Source organism: Clavibacter californiensis, assembly GCF_021952865.1.
Lineage (GTDB): Bacteria > Actinomycetota > Actinomycetes > Actinomycetales > Microbacteriaceae > Clavibacter > Clavibacter californiensis.
Window position 1 is genome coordinate 2039734 of record NZ_CP040792.1, and the last position, 14069, is coordinate 2053802.

General features: G+C 73.9%; 13 protein-coding genes. 7 read left to right on the plus strand and 6 right to left on the minus strand.

Annotated elements, in window-relative coordinates; genetic code table 11:
- Positions 1 to 27: 27 nt before the first annotated feature.
- Positions 28 to 300: an HPr family phosphocarrier protein gene (locus FGD68_RS09915; protein WP_119372896.1), complete on the plus strand. Its 273-nt coding sequence runs from the start codon at positions 28 to 30 to the stop codon at positions 298 to 300.
- A gap of 78 nt (positions 301 to 378) precedes the next feature.
- Here FGD68_RS09915 and FGD68_RS09920 read toward each other — a convergent pair whose 3' ends face one another.
- On the minus strand, positions 379 to 1869 hold the full coding sequence (locus FGD68_RS09920) for an SDR family oxidoreductase (RefSeq protein WP_119372900.1): 1491 nt from the start codon (positions 1867 to 1869) through the stop codon (positions 379 to 381).
- A gap of 142 nt (positions 1870 to 2011) precedes the next feature.
- Positions 2012 to 2287: a hypothetical protein gene (locus FGD68_RS09925; protein WP_119372895.1), complete on the minus strand. Its 276-nt coding sequence runs from the start codon at positions 2285 to 2287 to the stop codon at positions 2012 to 2014.
- An 87-nt stretch (positions 2288 to 2374) separates the two neighbouring features.
- On the opposite strand from FGD68_RS09925, the gene FGD68_RS09930 reads away from it, so the two are divergent.
- On the plus strand, positions 2375 to 4915 hold the full coding sequence (locus FGD68_RS09930) for a DEAD/DEAH box helicase (protein ID WP_104236828.1): 2541 nt from the start codon (positions 2375 to 2377) through the stop codon (positions 4913 to 4915).
- Positions 4912 to 5841, plus strand: a complete 930-nt coding sequence (locus FGD68_RS09935; RefSeq protein WP_237609407.1) for an SDR family NAD(P)-dependent oxidoreductase — start codon at positions 4912 to 4914, stop codon at positions 5839 to 5841. The genes FGD68_RS09930 and FGD68_RS09935 overlap by 4 nt, the downstream gene beginning before the upstream one ends.
- 14 nt (positions 5842 to 5855) lie before the next feature.
- Here the strand turns inward: FGD68_RS09935 and FGD68_RS09940 are convergent, their stop codons facing one another.
- A complete protein-coding gene (locus tag FGD68_RS09940; RefSeq protein ID WP_119373054.1) occupies positions 5856 to 6974 on the minus strand; it encodes a histidinol-phosphate transaminase in 1119 nt (372 codons plus the stop codon).
- A gap of 85 nt (positions 6975 to 7059) precedes the next feature.
- On the opposite strand from FGD68_RS09940, the gene FGD68_RS09945 reads away from it, so the two are divergent.
- From FGD68_RS09945 to FGD68_RS09955, 3 genes are all read left to right on the plus strand, one after another.
- Positions 7060 to 7989, plus strand: coding sequence for an alpha/beta fold hydrolase (locus tag FGD68_RS09945; RefSeq protein WP_119373055.1), 930 nt, complete (start codon positions 7060 to 7062; stop codon positions 7987 to 7989).
- A gap of 67 nt (positions 7990 to 8056) precedes the next feature.
- Positions 8057 to 8791, plus strand: coding sequence for an esterase/lipase family protein (locus FGD68_RS09950; protein ID WP_104236824.1), 735 nt, complete (start codon positions 8057 to 8059; stop codon positions 8789 to 8791).
- A 30-nt stretch (positions 8792 to 8821) separates the two neighbouring features.
- Positions 8822 to 10267 carry an MFS transporter gene (locus tag FGD68_RS09955; protein ID WP_119373056.1) on the plus strand — a complete coding sequence of 482 codons (1446 nt, stop codon included), beginning with the start codon at positions 8822 to 8824 and terminating at the stop codon, positions 10265 to 10267.
- Here FGD68_RS09955 and FGD68_RS09960 read toward each other — a convergent pair.
- A complete protein-coding gene (locus tag FGD68_RS09960) occupies positions 10264 to 11241 on the minus strand; it encodes an NAD(P)H-quinone oxidoreductase (protein WP_119373057.1) in 978 nt (325 codons plus the stop codon). The two genes, FGD68_RS09955 and FGD68_RS09960, sit on opposite strands and share 4 nt — an antisense overlap.
- Before the next feature lie 154 nt (positions 11242 to 11395).
- Here FGD68_RS09960 and FGD68_RS09965 point away from each other — a divergent pair, with 154 nt between their 5' ends.
- A complete protein-coding gene (locus FGD68_RS09965; protein ID WP_119373058.1) occupies positions 11396 to 11962 on the plus strand; it encodes a YceI family protein in 567 nt (188 codons plus the stop codon).
- A gap of 103 nt (positions 11963 to 12065) precedes the next feature.
- Here the strand turns inward: FGD68_RS09965 and FGD68_RS09970 are convergent, their stop codons facing one another.
- Positions 12066 to 12998, minus strand: coding sequence for an alpha/beta hydrolase (locus FGD68_RS09970; RefSeq protein WP_119373059.1), 933 nt, complete (start codon positions 12996 to 12998; stop codon positions 12066 to 12068).
- Positions 12995 to 14041, minus strand: coding sequence for an FUSC family protein (locus FGD68_RS09975; protein WP_237609408.1), 1047 nt, complete (start codon positions 14039 to 14041; stop codon positions 12995 to 12997). The genes FGD68_RS09970 and FGD68_RS09975 overlap by 4 nt, the downstream gene beginning before the upstream one ends.
- Between the last annotated feature and the right edge of the window lie 28 nt (positions 14042 to 14069).

Here is a 14069-nt window from a genome sequence, read left to right on the forward strand (position 1 = left end):
CCCGATCCCCGTACGAAGGAGAACATCATGACCGAGCGCACCGCCACCATCGGCAGCCGCGTGGGCCTGCACGCCCGACCCGCATCCCTCTTCATCGAGGCCGTGCGCCGCACGGGCGTGCCGGTGAGGATCAGCAAGCCGGGCGGCACGCCGCTCGACGCGACGAGCATCCTGTCGCTGATGAGCCTCGGCGCCGCGAACGGCGACCAGGTCGTGCTCACGGCCGAGGGCGAGGGCGCGGATGCCGCGCTCGACGAGCTCGCGGCGCTGCTCGAGAGCGACCTCGACGCCGTCGAGTAGCCGCTCCGCACGACGAGAGGGCCCGGTCACCGCGATGCGGCGGCCGGGCCCTCTCGTCGTGTCAGGGGAGCGCCCGCGTCACCACTCGGCGACGCGGTAGTCCTTGAGGAAGACCCCCGAGATGTCCTCGCCGGCCTGGCCCATGACGATGGGGTCGTAGACACGCGCGGCGCCGTCCACCAGGTCGAGCGGCGCGTGGAAGCCCTCCTCGGCCAGCCGGACCTTGGTGGGGTGCGGGCGCTCGTCGGTGATCCAGCCCGTGTCGACGCTCGTCATGAGGATGCCGTCCGTCTCGCGCATCTCGCGCGCCGACGTGCGGGTCATCATGTTGAGCGCGGCCTTTGCCATGTTCGTGTGCGGGTGGCCGGGGCCCTTGTACGCGCGGGCGAACTGGCCCTCCATGGCGCTCACGTTCACGACGTACTTCCGGCGCGACGCGGACGCGGCCATCGCGGGGCGCAGCCGGCTGACGAGCAGGAACGGCGCCGTGACGTTGGCGAGCTGGACCTCGAGCATCTCCAGCGGGTCCACCTCGTGCACGACCTGCGTCCAGCTGTTCGCGTCGTGCAGGTCGGGCACGAGGCCGCCCGCGTCGATCGCGGTGCCGGCGGCGAGGCGCGCGAGCGACGAGGAGCCCGCCGTCATGGCGAGCTCGGTGACCTCCGCCGCGGTGATGCCCGTGGCGGTCGAGAGGATCGGGTGCGCAGCGACGCTGGCGGCCAGGGCCGCGGGATGCGCGTCGTTGGTGTGCCCGAAGGTCAGCAGCTCGGGGAGGTCGCCGTCGGGCAGCGGCGCCGCCTCGGCCTCCGACAGCGGCGCGTACGAGCCGGGGGAGCGGCGCACGGTCTGCGCGGCGTTGTTGATGAGGATGTCGAGCGGACCCGCGGCGGCCACCGCGTCCGTGAGGCCGATGACCTGCGCGGGGTCGCGGAGGTCGAGGCCCACGATGCGCAGGCGGTGCACCCACTCGTGCGCGTCGGGCAGGCCGGCGAAGCGGCGCACGGCGTCGCGGGGGAAGCGCGTGGTGATGGTGGTGTGCGCGCCGTCGCGGAGCAGACGCAGGGCGATGTGCATGCCGATCTTGGCGCGGCCGCCCGTGAGCAGCGCGCGCATGCCGGAGAGGTCGGTGCGGGCCTCGCGCTTCGCGTGGTTGAGGAGCGCGCAGTCGGGGCAGAGCTGGTGGTAGAAGGCATCGACCTGCGTGTAGTGCTGCTTGCAGATGTAGCAGGGGCGCGAGCGGAGGAGGGTGCCGGCGGTGGGCTTCGCGGTGGTGATGGCGAGCGGGATGCCGCGGGTCTCGTCGTCGATGCGGTCGGGTGCGCCCGTGGCGGTGGCGGCGACGACGGCGCGGTCCGCGCTCGCGACGGCCTCGCGCTTCTCGAGCCGACGCGCCTTCTTCACCTGCTTGAACATGGACGCCGTGGCGCGGCGGACGGCGACGAAGTCGGGGTGCTCCTCGTCGATGTCGGCGAGGGAGCCGAGCACGCGGAGGGCGACGGCGAGGTCGTCCGGGTCGATGGCCGATCCGGGGGCGGCCGACCGGTCGGGGGAGGCGGCGGCATCGGGCATGGGGGTGACGGGATCCGCGGGGCGGGCGGGGTCGTCGGGCAGGGCGTCGGAGGGCACAGGAGATGATACCCGGGACCTCGGCGGCGCCCGGGCGCCGACCGGCTCCCCGCGCTGCGCGGCGGGACCAGCGGATCGAGCCGCGCTACATCGTGGTGGCGAAGCCCACCGCGGCGGCGATGACCGCCCAGAGCGCGATGGTGACGACCACGAGGGCGATGACGCCGGTGCGGCGGTCGCGCCAGCGCGCCCGCTCGGTCTCGGGGTCGACGGGGACGGACTCCGGGGCGGTGACGCCGGCGGTCGCGTCGTCCGCGACATGACCCGCTGTGGCCTTGACCGTGTCGGCGGGCGGAGTCGATGCCGGGGTCGGGTGGAGCTGGGCGCGGTGGGGACGCGGATCGAGCGGGAGGGACGGCATCCGGCGACCGTACGCGCTGGCGCCCCGAGGACCCTGCGGCCTGTGGAGAACTCCGCGGTGGGATGCGTGGGGGAGGATGGACGCATCATGTCGGACACCGCGCTCGCCCCCACGCTCACCGAGGAGGCGGCCCGGCTGGCCGTGGACGGGGCGACCGACGACGCCATCTACGACGCGTTCGCCGAGTGGGCGATCGCACGCGGGATCGAGCTCTACCCGGCGCAGGACGAGGCGGCGCTGGAGATCGCGTCGGGCGCGAACCTCATCCTCTCGACGCCGACGGGCACGGGGAAGTCGCTCGTCGCCGTCGCTGCGCACTTCGCGGCGCTCGCCCGGGGTCGCCGCTCGTACTACACGGCCCCGATCAAGGCGCTCGTCTCCGAGAAGTTCTTCGCGCTCGTGGAGCTGTTCGGCGCGGCGCAGGTGGGAATGGTCACGGGCGACTCCTCCGTCAACCCGGACGCGCCGATCATCTGCTGCACCGCGGAGATCCTCGCCAACCGGTCGCTCCGCGGCGGCGCGGACACGCCCGTCGACCAGGTGGTCATGGACGAGTTCCACTTCTACGCGGATCCCCAGCGCGGCTGGGCCTGGCAGGTGCCGCTCCTGCTCCTGCCGCACGCGCAGTTCGTGCTCATGTCGGCGACGCTCGGCGACGTGACCGACCTCGCGGACGACCTCACGCGCCGCACCGGGCGGGCGACGGCGCGGATCACGGGCATCGAGCGGCCGGTGCCGCTCTTCTTCCACTACGCGGTGACGCCCGTGCAGGAGACCGTCGAGGAGCTGCTCGACACGAAGCAGGCGCCCGTCTACATCGTGCACTTCGCGCAGGCCGCGGCACTCGAGCGGGCGCAGGCGCTCTCGAGCATCAAGATCGTGACGCGCGAGCAGCGGGACGAGATCGCCGAGATCATCGGCGGCTTCCGGTTCAGCACGGCGTTCGGGAAGACGCTCTCGCGGCTCGTGCGCGCGGGGATCGGCGTGCACCACGCGGGCATGCTGCCGAAGTACCGGCGGCTCGTCGAGCAGCTCGCCCAGCAGGGACTGCTCCGGGTGATCTGCGGCACCGACACCCTGGGCGTCGGCATCAACGTCCCGATCCGCACGGTGCTCTTCACGGGCCTCACCAAGTACGACGGCACCCGGATGCGGCAGCTCAACGCGCGCGAGTTCCACCAGATCGCGGGGCGCGCCGGCCGCGCCGGCTACGACACCGCCGGGACCGTGGTGGCGCAGGCCCCCGAGCACGAGACCGAGAACATCAAGATGCTCGAGCGCGCGGGCGACGACGTGAAGAAGCGCCGCAAGCTCGTGCGGAAGAAGGCGCCCGAGGGCTTCGTCTCCTGGGGCGAGCCGAGCTTCCGGAAGCTCATCGACGCGGAGCCAGAGCGGCTGACGTCGAGCATGCAGGTGAGCCACGCGATGATGCTCAACGTCATCGCGCGCGGCGGCGACGTGTTCCGGAACATGCGCGCGCTCGTCGAGGACAACCACGAGCCGAGGATCCGCCAGCTCGCGCTCGCCCGCCGCGCCCTCGCCATCTACCGGACGCTGCGGACGGCCGGGATCGTGGAGCAGGTCGAGGACCCGGATGGGGGGCCGACGCGGATCACGCTCACGGTCGACCTGCAGGCCGACTTCGCGCTCAACCAGCCGCTGTCGCCGTTCGCGGTCGCCGTGTTCGAGATCCTCGACCGGGAGTCGCCGACGTACGCGCTCGACATGGTGAGCGTGGTCGAGGCGACGCTCGACGACCCGCGGCCGATCCTCTCGCAGCAGCAGTTCAAGGCCCGAGGCGAGGCCGTGCAGGCGATGAAGGCCGACGGCATCGAGTACGACGAGCGCATGGAGCTGCTGGAGTCCGTCACGCACCCGAAGCCGCTCGAGGAGCTGCTCGACCAGTCGTTCACGACCTACGCGGCGAGCCAGCCGTGGATCGGGGACTTCGCGCTCAGCCCCAAGTCGGTCGTCCGCGACATGTACGAGCGGGCCATGTCCTTCAGCGAGCTGATCTCCTTCTACGGCCTCATGCGCTCCGAGGGCCTCGTGCTCCGCTACCTCTCCGACGCGTTCCGGGCGCTGCGTCAGACGATCCCCGACGAGGCCAAGACCGAGGAGCTGCTCGACGTCATCGAGTGGCTGGGCGAGCTCGTGCGCCAGGTCGACTCGAGCCTCCTCGACGAGTGGGAGGAGCTGTCGCACCCGACCCAGGCGCCCGGCGACGCGCCCGTGCTGCCGCCCGCGCCGAAGCTCCTCACGTCGAACACGCGCGCGTTCCGGATCCTCGTGCGCAACGAGCTGTTCCGCCGCGTGCAGCTCGCGGCTCGCGAGGACCTGCAGGCGCTCGGCGAGCTCGACGCCGCGTCCGGCTTCGACGCGGACGCGTGGGGCGACGCGCTCGACGGCTACTTCGGCGAGTACGACCGCATCCTCACCGACGGCGACGCCCGCAGCCAGGCGCTCGTCACGATCGAGGAGGGCCCTGCCGCGTGGACCGTGCGTCAGGCGCTGCACGATCCCGAGGGCGACCACGACTGGGGGATCGAGGCGACGGTGGACCTCGACGCGTCGAACGAGGCGGGCGAGGCCGTCGTGCGCGTGACGCGCGTGGGCACCCTCTCGTGAGCGCCGCGCCCCACCTGCCCGACCTCGCGGGGCGGACGGTCCTCGTCACGGGCGCGAACGGCGGCATCGGCTTCTGGACCTCCGCGCAGCTCGCCGCCGCGGGCGCCCGCGTGCTCCTCGCCTGCCGCTCCGCCGAGCGCGGTGACGCCGCCGCCCGGGCGCTCCGGGCGCGTGCGCCGGGGGCCGACGTGGATGTCGTGTCCCTGGATCTCGCGAGCCTGGCCAGCGTGGACGCATGCGTCGCCGCCGTGCGGGAGGACCTCGACGCGATCGTCGCGAACGCGGGCCTCACCCCCGCGGGCGGACGCGCGCGGCACCGCCGGACGACCGTCGACGGGTTCGAGGAGCTCATGGGCACCAACGCGCTCGGCCACTTCGCGCTCGTCGCCGGGCTCGCGCCGCGGCTGCGGGCGGACGGACGCGTGGTGATGCTCGGATCCCTCGCCCATCGCCTCTCGCCGCTCGACCTCGGCGACCTCGCGGGGGAGCGGCGCATGCCCGCGCTCGTGAGGTACGGCCGGTCGAAGACGGCGTGCATGGTGATCGCGGCCGAGCTCGACCGGCGGTGGCGCGCCGCGGGATCCGACCGCATGGCGCTCGCGGCGCACCCCGGCTACTCGGTGGACGCGCTGACGCCGCCGCAGGAGCCGGCCGACCGTGCGCGCGGACTCGACGCCGCACGCCGCCGGCTCGCGCGGGCCGGCCGCGTTTCGGTGCAGGGCAAGGACGCCGGCGCGTGGCCGGTGGCGCACGCCGCGGCCGCGGACGGCGTCACGGGCGGTGCGTACTGGGGACCCGCGGGCCCGCTCGAGCTGAAGGGCGCGCCTGCTCCCGGGTTCGTCGCGGAGCACGCGCGATCACGGGCCGTCGCCGAGCAGCTGTGGGCGGCCGCCGAGGACGCGACGGGGATCCGCTTCCGGCCCTGACGGGGCCCGCCGGCTCAGCCCCGAGGCGCCCCGAGCACGTCGTCGAGCGCGTCGCGGAACGCGGCCGTCTCCTCGGGGGTGCCGACGGAGACCCGGAGCCAGCCCTCGGGTCCCGTCTCGCGGATCAGGACGCCCCGGTCGAGCAGCCCCTGCCACACCGCGTGCCGGTCGGGGAACCGGCCGAAGAGGACGAAGTTCGCATCCGAGGGCGCCACCTCGAAGCCACGCCCGCGCAGCCACTCGACGAGCGCGTCGCGCTCCTCGCGGAGGGACGCGACCTGCGCGAGCAGCACCCCGCTGTGCCGGAGGGCGGCGGTCGCGCTCACCTGCGTGATCCGCGACAGGTGGTACGGCAGGCGCACGATGCGGAGCGCGTCGACGACCGCGGGGGAGGCGGCGAGGTAGCCGAGCCGGCCGCCGGCGAAGGCGAACGCCTTGCTCATGGTGCGCGAGACGATGAGGCGCGGGTGCTCCGGCAGCAGCGAGATCGCCGTCGGCACGCCCTCGCGGCGGAACTCGGCGTACGCCTCGTCGATCACCACGACGCCGGGCGCGACGGAGAGCACGTGCTCGATCTCGGGGATCGTGAGCGCGGTGCCCGTCGGGTTGTTCGGCGAGGTGAGGAACACGACGCTCGGCTGGTGCTCCTCGACGAGCGCCGTGACGTCCGCGAGGTCGAGCGTGAAGTCCTCGTGGCGACGGCCGGAGACCCAGCGCGTGAGCGTGTTGCGCGCGTACTCCGGGTACATCGCGTAGTGCGGCGCGAAGGAGAGCGCGACGCGGTCGGTGCCGCCGAAGGCCTGGAGCACCTGCTGCAGCACCTCGTTGGATCCGTTCGCCGCCCAGACGTTCTCGGGGCCGAGCTCCAGGCCGCTGTCCGCCGTGAGGTACTCGGCGAGCTCGGTGCGCAGCTCGAGGAACTCGCGGTCGGGGTAGCGGTTGAGCCCGCGCGCGGCCTCGAGCACGGCCTCGCTCACCGCGACCGCGACCTCCTCGGGCAGCGGGTACGGGTTCTCGTTCACGTTGAGGAGCACGGGCACGTCGAGCTGCGGGGCGCCGTAGGGCTCCTCGCCGCGGATCCCGTCGCGGAGGGGCAGGTCGGCGAGGGTGGTCTCGGACCAGTCGGGGCTCATGGGTCTCCTCGGGAGTCGTCGGGCTCCCCATCCTCCCATCGACCGGGCAGGCGGACGCCCGGCGCGGGGCGGCTAGGGTCGACGGATGCGGTCCCCCCTCGCCCGGCTCGCGCGCGTGCGGCTCCCGGGGGACGTGCACCGCACCGAGTCCGCGCCGCCGCGCTGGCTCCTGATCTCCCGCCGCTACGGGTCGCGGGCGATCCCCGTCGAGCACGACCTCGAACGGCGCACCGTGCTCGGCTTCCGGGTCGCGATCAAGGTGTTCCGGTCGTCGGGCGCGAACACCGGTCGCATCCTGTCGGCCGCCCCGTCGCGCGAGGGCTCGCCGGGGTCCGCCGAGGCGCGTCCGGCCTTCGTGCTCGTGCACGGGATCGGCGTCTCCTCGCGCTACTTCCACCCCGTGGCCGCGTTCCTCGCCGAGCACGGCACCGTGTACGCGATCGACCTGCCGGGCTACGGCGAGTCGCCCAGGGTCCGTCGGGACGTGACGCTCGACGACCACGCGGCCGTCGTGGCCGAGGTGATCCGGATGCACGGCCTCGTCGACCCCGTCGTCGTCGGCCACTCGATGGGCACCCAGATCGTGACCCGGCTCGCCGTCGACCAGCCCGAGGTCACCGACCGCGTCGTGCTCATCGCCCCCACGCTCCCGCCGCGGACGCGCGGCGTCGTGCGGGCGGCCGTCGCGCTCGCGGTCGACACCCTGCGCGAGCCGCTGCTGGCGAACGCCGTGGTGCTCGGCGACTACTTCCTGCGCTGCGGGGTCCCGTACTACCTCCGGCAGCTGCCGCACCTCATCGACGACGCGATCGAGGAGCGGGCGCCGCGGATCCGCGCGCGGACGCTCGTCCTGGTGGGCGACAGGGACGCGGTGGTCGACCGGCCGTTCGCGCGCGACCTGGCCGAGCGGATCCCTCGCGGGACGCACCGCGTGGCCCGCGGCCCGCACGTCGTCATGTACACGGATCCGCTCGGGGTCGCGCGCGCGATCGTGGAGCATGCCCGGGCCCGCTGAGGCGGCGGATGCGCAGCCGACGCGCCGCGGGCCGGTCGCGCCCATCCCGTCCGGGCAGGATGGACGGGTGACCGCCGCAGGACCCGACCCGCTCCCGCCGCTCCCGCTCCTCCGCAAGGCGCTCGACTGGGCCCTCGACTACGCCTATGTCCTCCGCTGGCAGATCGCGGCCACGCTCTCCCGCGACGACGCCCGCTCCTTCGAGGACGGGCGCGACGACCGGCCGACGATCCTCGTGCTGCCGGGCGTCTACGAGCGCTGGCAGTTCATGCTCCCGATCATCCGGCGGCTTCACGCGCGCGGGCACGGCGTGCACGTGGTCGGCGCGCTCGGCGCGAACGTGGGCCGGATCGCCGAGATGTCGCGTCGCGCCCGCGTCTACCTCGAGGCCGAGGACCTGCGCGACGTCGTGATCGTCGCGCACAGCAAGGGCGGCCTCATCGGGAAGCACCTGATGGCGTTCGGCGACCCGGACCGCCGGATCCGCGCGATGGTCGCGATCAACGCGCCGTTCGGCGGATCCTCGTACGCGCGCCTGTTCCCCGTCCGCAGCATCCGCGACTTCTCGCCGCGGAACGCCGCGCTGGTGGAACTCGGACGTTCGCGTGAGGTCAACGCGCGGATCACGAGCCTCTTCGCGCGCTTCGACCCGCACATCCCGGGCGGCAGCTCGCTCGACGGCGCGACGGACGAGCGCGTCCGGGCGTCGGGGCACTTCCGGATCATGGGCGACGAGGACGTGCTGCGCCGCGTCGAGGCCGCGATCGACCGCGCCGGCACCCCGGCGCCGCCCGCCGCCTGACCCGACTCCGGCGCGGCGCATACTGGGCACATGCCCGACCCCGCCGCCCCCGCCCGCGCCGGCGGCTCCGCGGACGGACACCCTGGCGGCACCGCAGACGGCCGCGGCCGCACGGTGCTCGTCGTCGCGATCCTCGCCTCCTTCGTCGCGTTCCTCGACGGCACGGTCGTCAACGTCGCGCTGCCCGCCATCGGGGCGGACCTCGGCGGCGGCCTCGTCGTGCAGCAGTGGGTCGTGGACGCGTACCTCATCACCCTCGGCGCGCTGATCCTGCTGGCCGGCTCGCTCTCCGACGCCTTCGGGCGCGTGCGCGTGCTGCGCTGGGGGCTCGTCGGTTTCGGCGTGACGTCGCTCGTGTGCGCGATCGCGCCGACGGCCGTGATCCTCATCGCCGCGCGCGCCGCCCAGGGCGCGGCAGGGGCGCTGCTCGTGCCGAGCTCGCTGGCCCTTATCGCGCAGGCCTTCCGCGGTCCCGCGCAGGCGCGCGCCATCGGCTCGTGGACGGCGTGGACCGGCACGGCGATGCTCGTCGGCCCCGTGCTCGGCGGCGTGCTCGTGGACGCCCTCGACTGGCGGCTCGTGTTCGGGATCAACGTGCTGCCCATCGCGGTGACCCTCGTGCTCCTCGCGCGGCTCCCGCACGACGCGCCGGTGGCGGACGGCACGCGCGTCGACGTGCCGGGCGCGGTGCTCGGCGCCCTCGGGATCGGCGGCCCCGTCTTCGCGCTCATCGAGCAGTCGCGGCTCGGCCTCGGTCACCCGCTCGTGGTCGGCAGCCTCGTCGTCGGCGTCGCGTGCCTCGTGCTCTTCGTGGTGCGCGAGCGGCGCACCGCGCATCCGATGCTGCCGCTGTCGCTCTTCCGGGAGCGGGACCTCCTCGTCGGCAACATCGCGACGATCGGCATCTACGGCGCGCTGTCGCTCGGCGGCTTCGTGATCGCGGTCTTCCTGCAGCAGACCGGCGGGCTGTCCGCGACCGCCGCGGGCTTCGCGCTCGTGCCGACCACCGTGATCATGCTGCTGCTGTCGACGCGGTTCGGGGCACTCGCCGGGCGCATCGGGCCGCGGCTCCTGATGGGCGTCGGTCCGATCGTCGCGGGCGGCGGCTACCTGCTGATGCTGCGCGTCACGGAGCCCGTCGACTACTGGGGGCAGCTGCTCCCCGGCATCCTCGTCTTCGGCCTGGGCCTGTCGATGACGGTCGCGCCGCTGACCGCGACGATCCTCGAGGCCGTCCCGTCCGCGCAGGCGGGCATCGCGTCCGCCGTCAACAACGCCGTCTCGCGCGTCGCCGGGCTCGTCGCGATCGCCGCGATCGGGCTGGTCGCGGGGCCCGATCTCGACGTGGCCGCCTTCCACCGCGTGGTGCTCGTGACGGCGGCGCTGCTCATCGCGGGCGGGCTGGTGTCCCTCGTCGGGATCCGCTCGCGCCGCGCCGTGGCCGCTGCCCCTGCCTCGGGCGACGCGACGGGCTAGACGGCCAGCAGCACCTTGCCGACGTGCTGCGACGACGCCACGTGGGCGTGCGCGGCGGCCGCCTCGGCGAGCGGGAAGACGCGGTCGACGACCGGCCGCACGGATCCGTCGGCCACCGACGGCCACACGTCCGCGCGGATCGCGGCGACGATGCGCGCCTTGTCGTCGGTGTCGCGGGCCCGGAGCGTCGTACCCCAGATCCGTCCGCGTCGCGCCATCAGCTGGCCGAGCGCGATGCTCGTGGGCGCGCCGCTCTGCGCGCCGATGACCATGATCCGGCCGTCGCGCGCGAGGGCACGGATGTCGCGGTCGATGTAGTCGCCGCCGATCGCGTCGAGCACGACGTCGGCGCCGCGCCCATCGGTGGACTCGAGGAGCGCCGCCACGAAGTCCTCCTGGCGGTAGTCGATGAGGATGTCCGCGCCGAGCGCCCGGCACGCCTCGAGCTTCGCCGGGCTGCCCGCGGTCACCGCCACGCGCGCGCCGAGCCGGGCGGCCAGCTGGATCGCCATGGTGCCGATCCCGCTCGACCCGCCGTGCACGAGCAGCGTCTCGCCCGGAGCGAGGCACGCGTCGAGCACGACGTTCGACCACACGGTCGCGACGACCTCGGGCAGGCCGGCCGCCTCCACGAGGTCGATGCCATCGGGCACCGGGAGGACGTGGCGCTCGTCGACCGCGACGAGCTCCGCGTAGCCGCCGCCCGCGAGCAGCGCGCACACGCGGTCGCCGACGCTCCAGCGCGTCGCGCCCGCGCCGACGGCCTCGACCGTGCCGGACACCTCGAGCCCCAGGTGCGTCGGCGCGCCGGCGGGCGGCGGGTACGCGCCCTCGCGCTGGCTGAGGTCGGCGCGGTTCACGCCGGCGGCGGCCACGCGGATGAGGATCTCGCCTGGCCCGGCCACCGGATCCGGGAGCTCGGTGAGGGAGAGGACGTCGGGGGAGCCGGGGGACGGGAAGGTGATCGCGCGCATCCCGCCACGGTACGCCCGCGGCGGCCCGCATCCGGCCGCCCCCAGAAGTACATGAACTCGCAACTGAATTCGGGAATAGGACTCCGATCCATGCGCTTGCATACCTTCGAGGCCGTCGGCCCGCACCCATGACCCCTGTAGGAAAGGCACGCACATGAGCGACACCAGCACCGTCCCCGGCTACATCGCCGGCACCTGGACCATCGACAAGACGCACAGCTCGGTCGGCTTCAGCATCCGCCACATCATGATCAGCAAGGTCAAGGGCACGTTCAAGGACTTCGACGCCGAGATCTTCACGGGCGCCACCCCCGAGCAGAGCTCCGTCAAGGCCCACGCGACCATCGCCTCGATCGACACCAACGAGCCGAACCGCGACCAGCACCTCCGCACCAACGACTTCTTCGACGCCGAGAACAACCCCACCATCGACTTCGTCTCGACCGCGGTGCGCGTCGAGAAGGACGGCGACGCGAAGGTGGACGGCGAGCTCACCGTCCGCGGCGTCACCAAGCCCGTCACGTTCGACGTCGAGTTCGGCGGCTTCGGCGGCGACCCCTACGGCAACACCAAGTTCGGCGCGACGGCCACCACGGTCATCAACCGCGAGGACTTCGGCCTCACCTACAACGCGGCCCTCGAGACCGGCGGCGTGCTGCTCGGCGACAAGGTCACCATCACGCTCGACATCCAGGCGGTCCTCGCGACCCCCGCGGCCTAGCTCGCGCCGGTCGGCATCCGTCCGGCCGCCTCCGCGTCATGCGGATCCGACGCCCCCGTTCCCCTCGCCGGACCGGGGGCGTCGTCGTGCCCGGCGTCGCGTCTCAGGGGACGAGGCCGAGCGCCCGGAGCGTCTCGACCGGTCGCTCCACGTGCGCGAAGTGGCCGGCGTCGCGGATCACGCCGGAGCGCAGCGAGGGCACCGCGCGCGCCAGGAGGTCGAGGTCGTCCCGGGACACGAACACGTCGTCGTCACCGCGCACCGCGACCACCGGGCAGGCGATGCGCGACCACAGGCCGTCGGCGTCGTAGCCACGTGTGACCTCCGCCGCGAGCGAGAACGCGCGAGGGCGCGCCTCGGTGGCGATGGCGTCGACGATCGAGCGGCGCACGTGCCAGCCGTGCGCGAAGAGCGGCAGCGCGATCGCCCGCATGAGGCGGATGCGGCCGACGCCGCGGATGAGCGCGGTGCCGGGGCGTCCGAGCCGGCGCATGGTGCGCATCACGCCGAGCATCATCGTGAAGCCGGGGATGAGCCGGAACTCCCGCACGGGATGCGCGACGGACGCGATGACGGAGTACGTCGTGGGCGAGACGAGCGCGACGGACACGGCGCGGGCGGGGTCGCGCGCGGCCAGGTGCAGCGCGATGAAGCCGCCCATCGAGTGGCCGACGAGCCGCCAGCGCGCGTAGCCGAGGCCGTCCACCACGACGCGGACGGCGTCGGCGATGGCGTCGACCGTGGCCTCGGCGTCGGTCGCGTCGAGCTCCGAGCCGCCCCAGCCGGGCAGGTCGATGGCGACGACGTCGGCGAACGGCGTGCCCGCGTCGCGCGCGGTGCGGATCAGCGGCGTCCAGGTGGTCCAGGATCCCGCGGCGCCGTGCAGCAGCACCGTCGCGGTGTCCGAGCCGCGGACCCGCACGTGGTGGTGCCGCACGACGCCGAGGCCGGTCGGCGTGGTGCCGCGCGCGAGGCCGGATCCGGCGGGATCCGCATCGAGCTCGAGCGGGCTGTAGCCGGGCAGGGGCCGGGTCACTCGGCGCCGCCGATGATCTCCGAGCGGATGCGGCGGATGTCCTCCAGCAGCGAGCCGATGAGGATCCAGTGCTCGTCGCTCGGCTGCAGCACCACGAGCGGTGCCGTGAGCGCCGGCTCCTCCCGCGGGTCGGCCCCGTCCGCGCGAGCGTCGCCCGGCAGCGCGTGCTCGGCGAGGAGCCGCACGTCGTGGGCGGCGCGCGTCAGCTCGGTCGCGATCCCACGCACCACGGGCTCCTCGGCGAGCGACGGGTCGTAGCGGTCGTGCACGGCGCGCGTCATGCCGACCACGCGGTTGACGAGCACGGTGAGCGTCGCGAGCAGCTCGCGGTCGGCCTCGAGCAGCGCGCGGTGCCGCCGCCGGAGCGGGTTGAGGGTCAGGCTCTCGAGCCCCCTGTCGACCTCGGCGACGGCCTTCGTGTGCCGCGGCCGGAGCTCGCGCGCGCGGACGAGCATGCGGTCGAGCTCCTCGCGGTCGACCGGCTCGGACAGCGCGCCGGCGAGCCGGTCGAGGGCCGCGGCGCAGTCGCCCGCGAGGCCGACCACCGCGCGTCGGCTCGCCTCGTGCAGCACGGGCGGGGCGATCGCGATGTTGACGACCACGCCGATGGCCGCGCCGAGGATCGTCTCCACGATGCGGTCGACCGCGTACACGGGCGAGAGCTGGCCGATGGCGAGCACGAGCATCGCGCTGATGGGGATCTGCGTACTCGACCCGGGCGTCAGCCGGAACACCCAGCCCACGAGCACCGCCACGACGACCGCGAGGAGCACCACCCCGCTCAACGTGCCGAGCGCGAGGCCGAGCCCGAGCGCGAGCAGCACGCCCGTGATCACGCCGAGGCTGCGCTCGACCGCCTTGCCGAAGGTCTGGTTGATGCTCGGCTGCACCACGAGCAGCGCCGCGATGGTCGCGAAGATGGGCAGCTGCGCCGGCAGCAGGGCGGTGCAGACGAACCAGGCGATGATCGCGGCGACGGACGTCTTGACCACCTGGACGAACGGGATCCGCGTGGTGGTGCGGACGGTCGTGGTGATGCGCACGTGCGGCCTCGAGCTTCCGTCTGGGGTG

What these genes read in the sequence shown, in the direction of transcription:
- FGD68_RS09915 (WP_119372896.1), top strand. Translation starts at nt 28, where the DNA reads ATGACCGAGCGCACCGCCACCATCGGCAGCCGCGTGGGCCTGCACGCC.
- FGD68_RS09920 (WP_119372900.1), bottom strand. Translation starts at nt 1,869, where the DNA reads ATGCCCGATGCCGCCGCCTCCCCCGACCGGTCGGCCGCCCCCGGATCG.
- FGD68_RS09925 (WP_119372895.1), bottom strand. Translation starts at nt 2,287, where the DNA reads ATGCCGTCCCTCCCGCTCGATCCGCGTCCCCACCGCGCCCAGCTCCAC.
- FGD68_RS09930 (WP_104236828.1), top strand. Translation starts at nt 2,375, where the DNA reads ATGTCGGACACCGCGCTCGCCCCCACGCTCACCGAGGAGGCGGCCCGG.
- FGD68_RS09940 (WP_119373054.1), bottom strand. Translation starts at nt 6,974, where the DNA reads ATGAGCCCCGACTGGTCCGAGACCACCCTCGCCGACCTGCCCCTCCGC.
- FGD68_RS09945 (WP_119373055.1), top strand. Translation starts at nt 7,060, where the DNA reads ATGCGGTCCCCCCTCGCCCGGCTCGCGCGCGTGCGGCTCCCGGGGGAC.
- FGD68_RS09955 (WP_119373056.1), top strand. Translation starts at nt 8,822, where the DNA reads ATGCCCGACCCCGCCGCCCCCGCCCGCGCCGGCGGCTCCGCGGACGGA.
- FGD68_RS09960 (WP_119373057.1), bottom strand. Translation starts at nt 11,241, where the DNA reads ATGCGCGCGATCACCTTCCCGTCCCCCGGCTCCCCCGACGTCCTCTCC.
- FGD68_RS09965 (WP_119373058.1), top strand. Translation starts at nt 11,396, where the DNA reads ATGAGCGACACCAGCACCGTCCCCGGCTACATCGCCGGCACCTGGACC.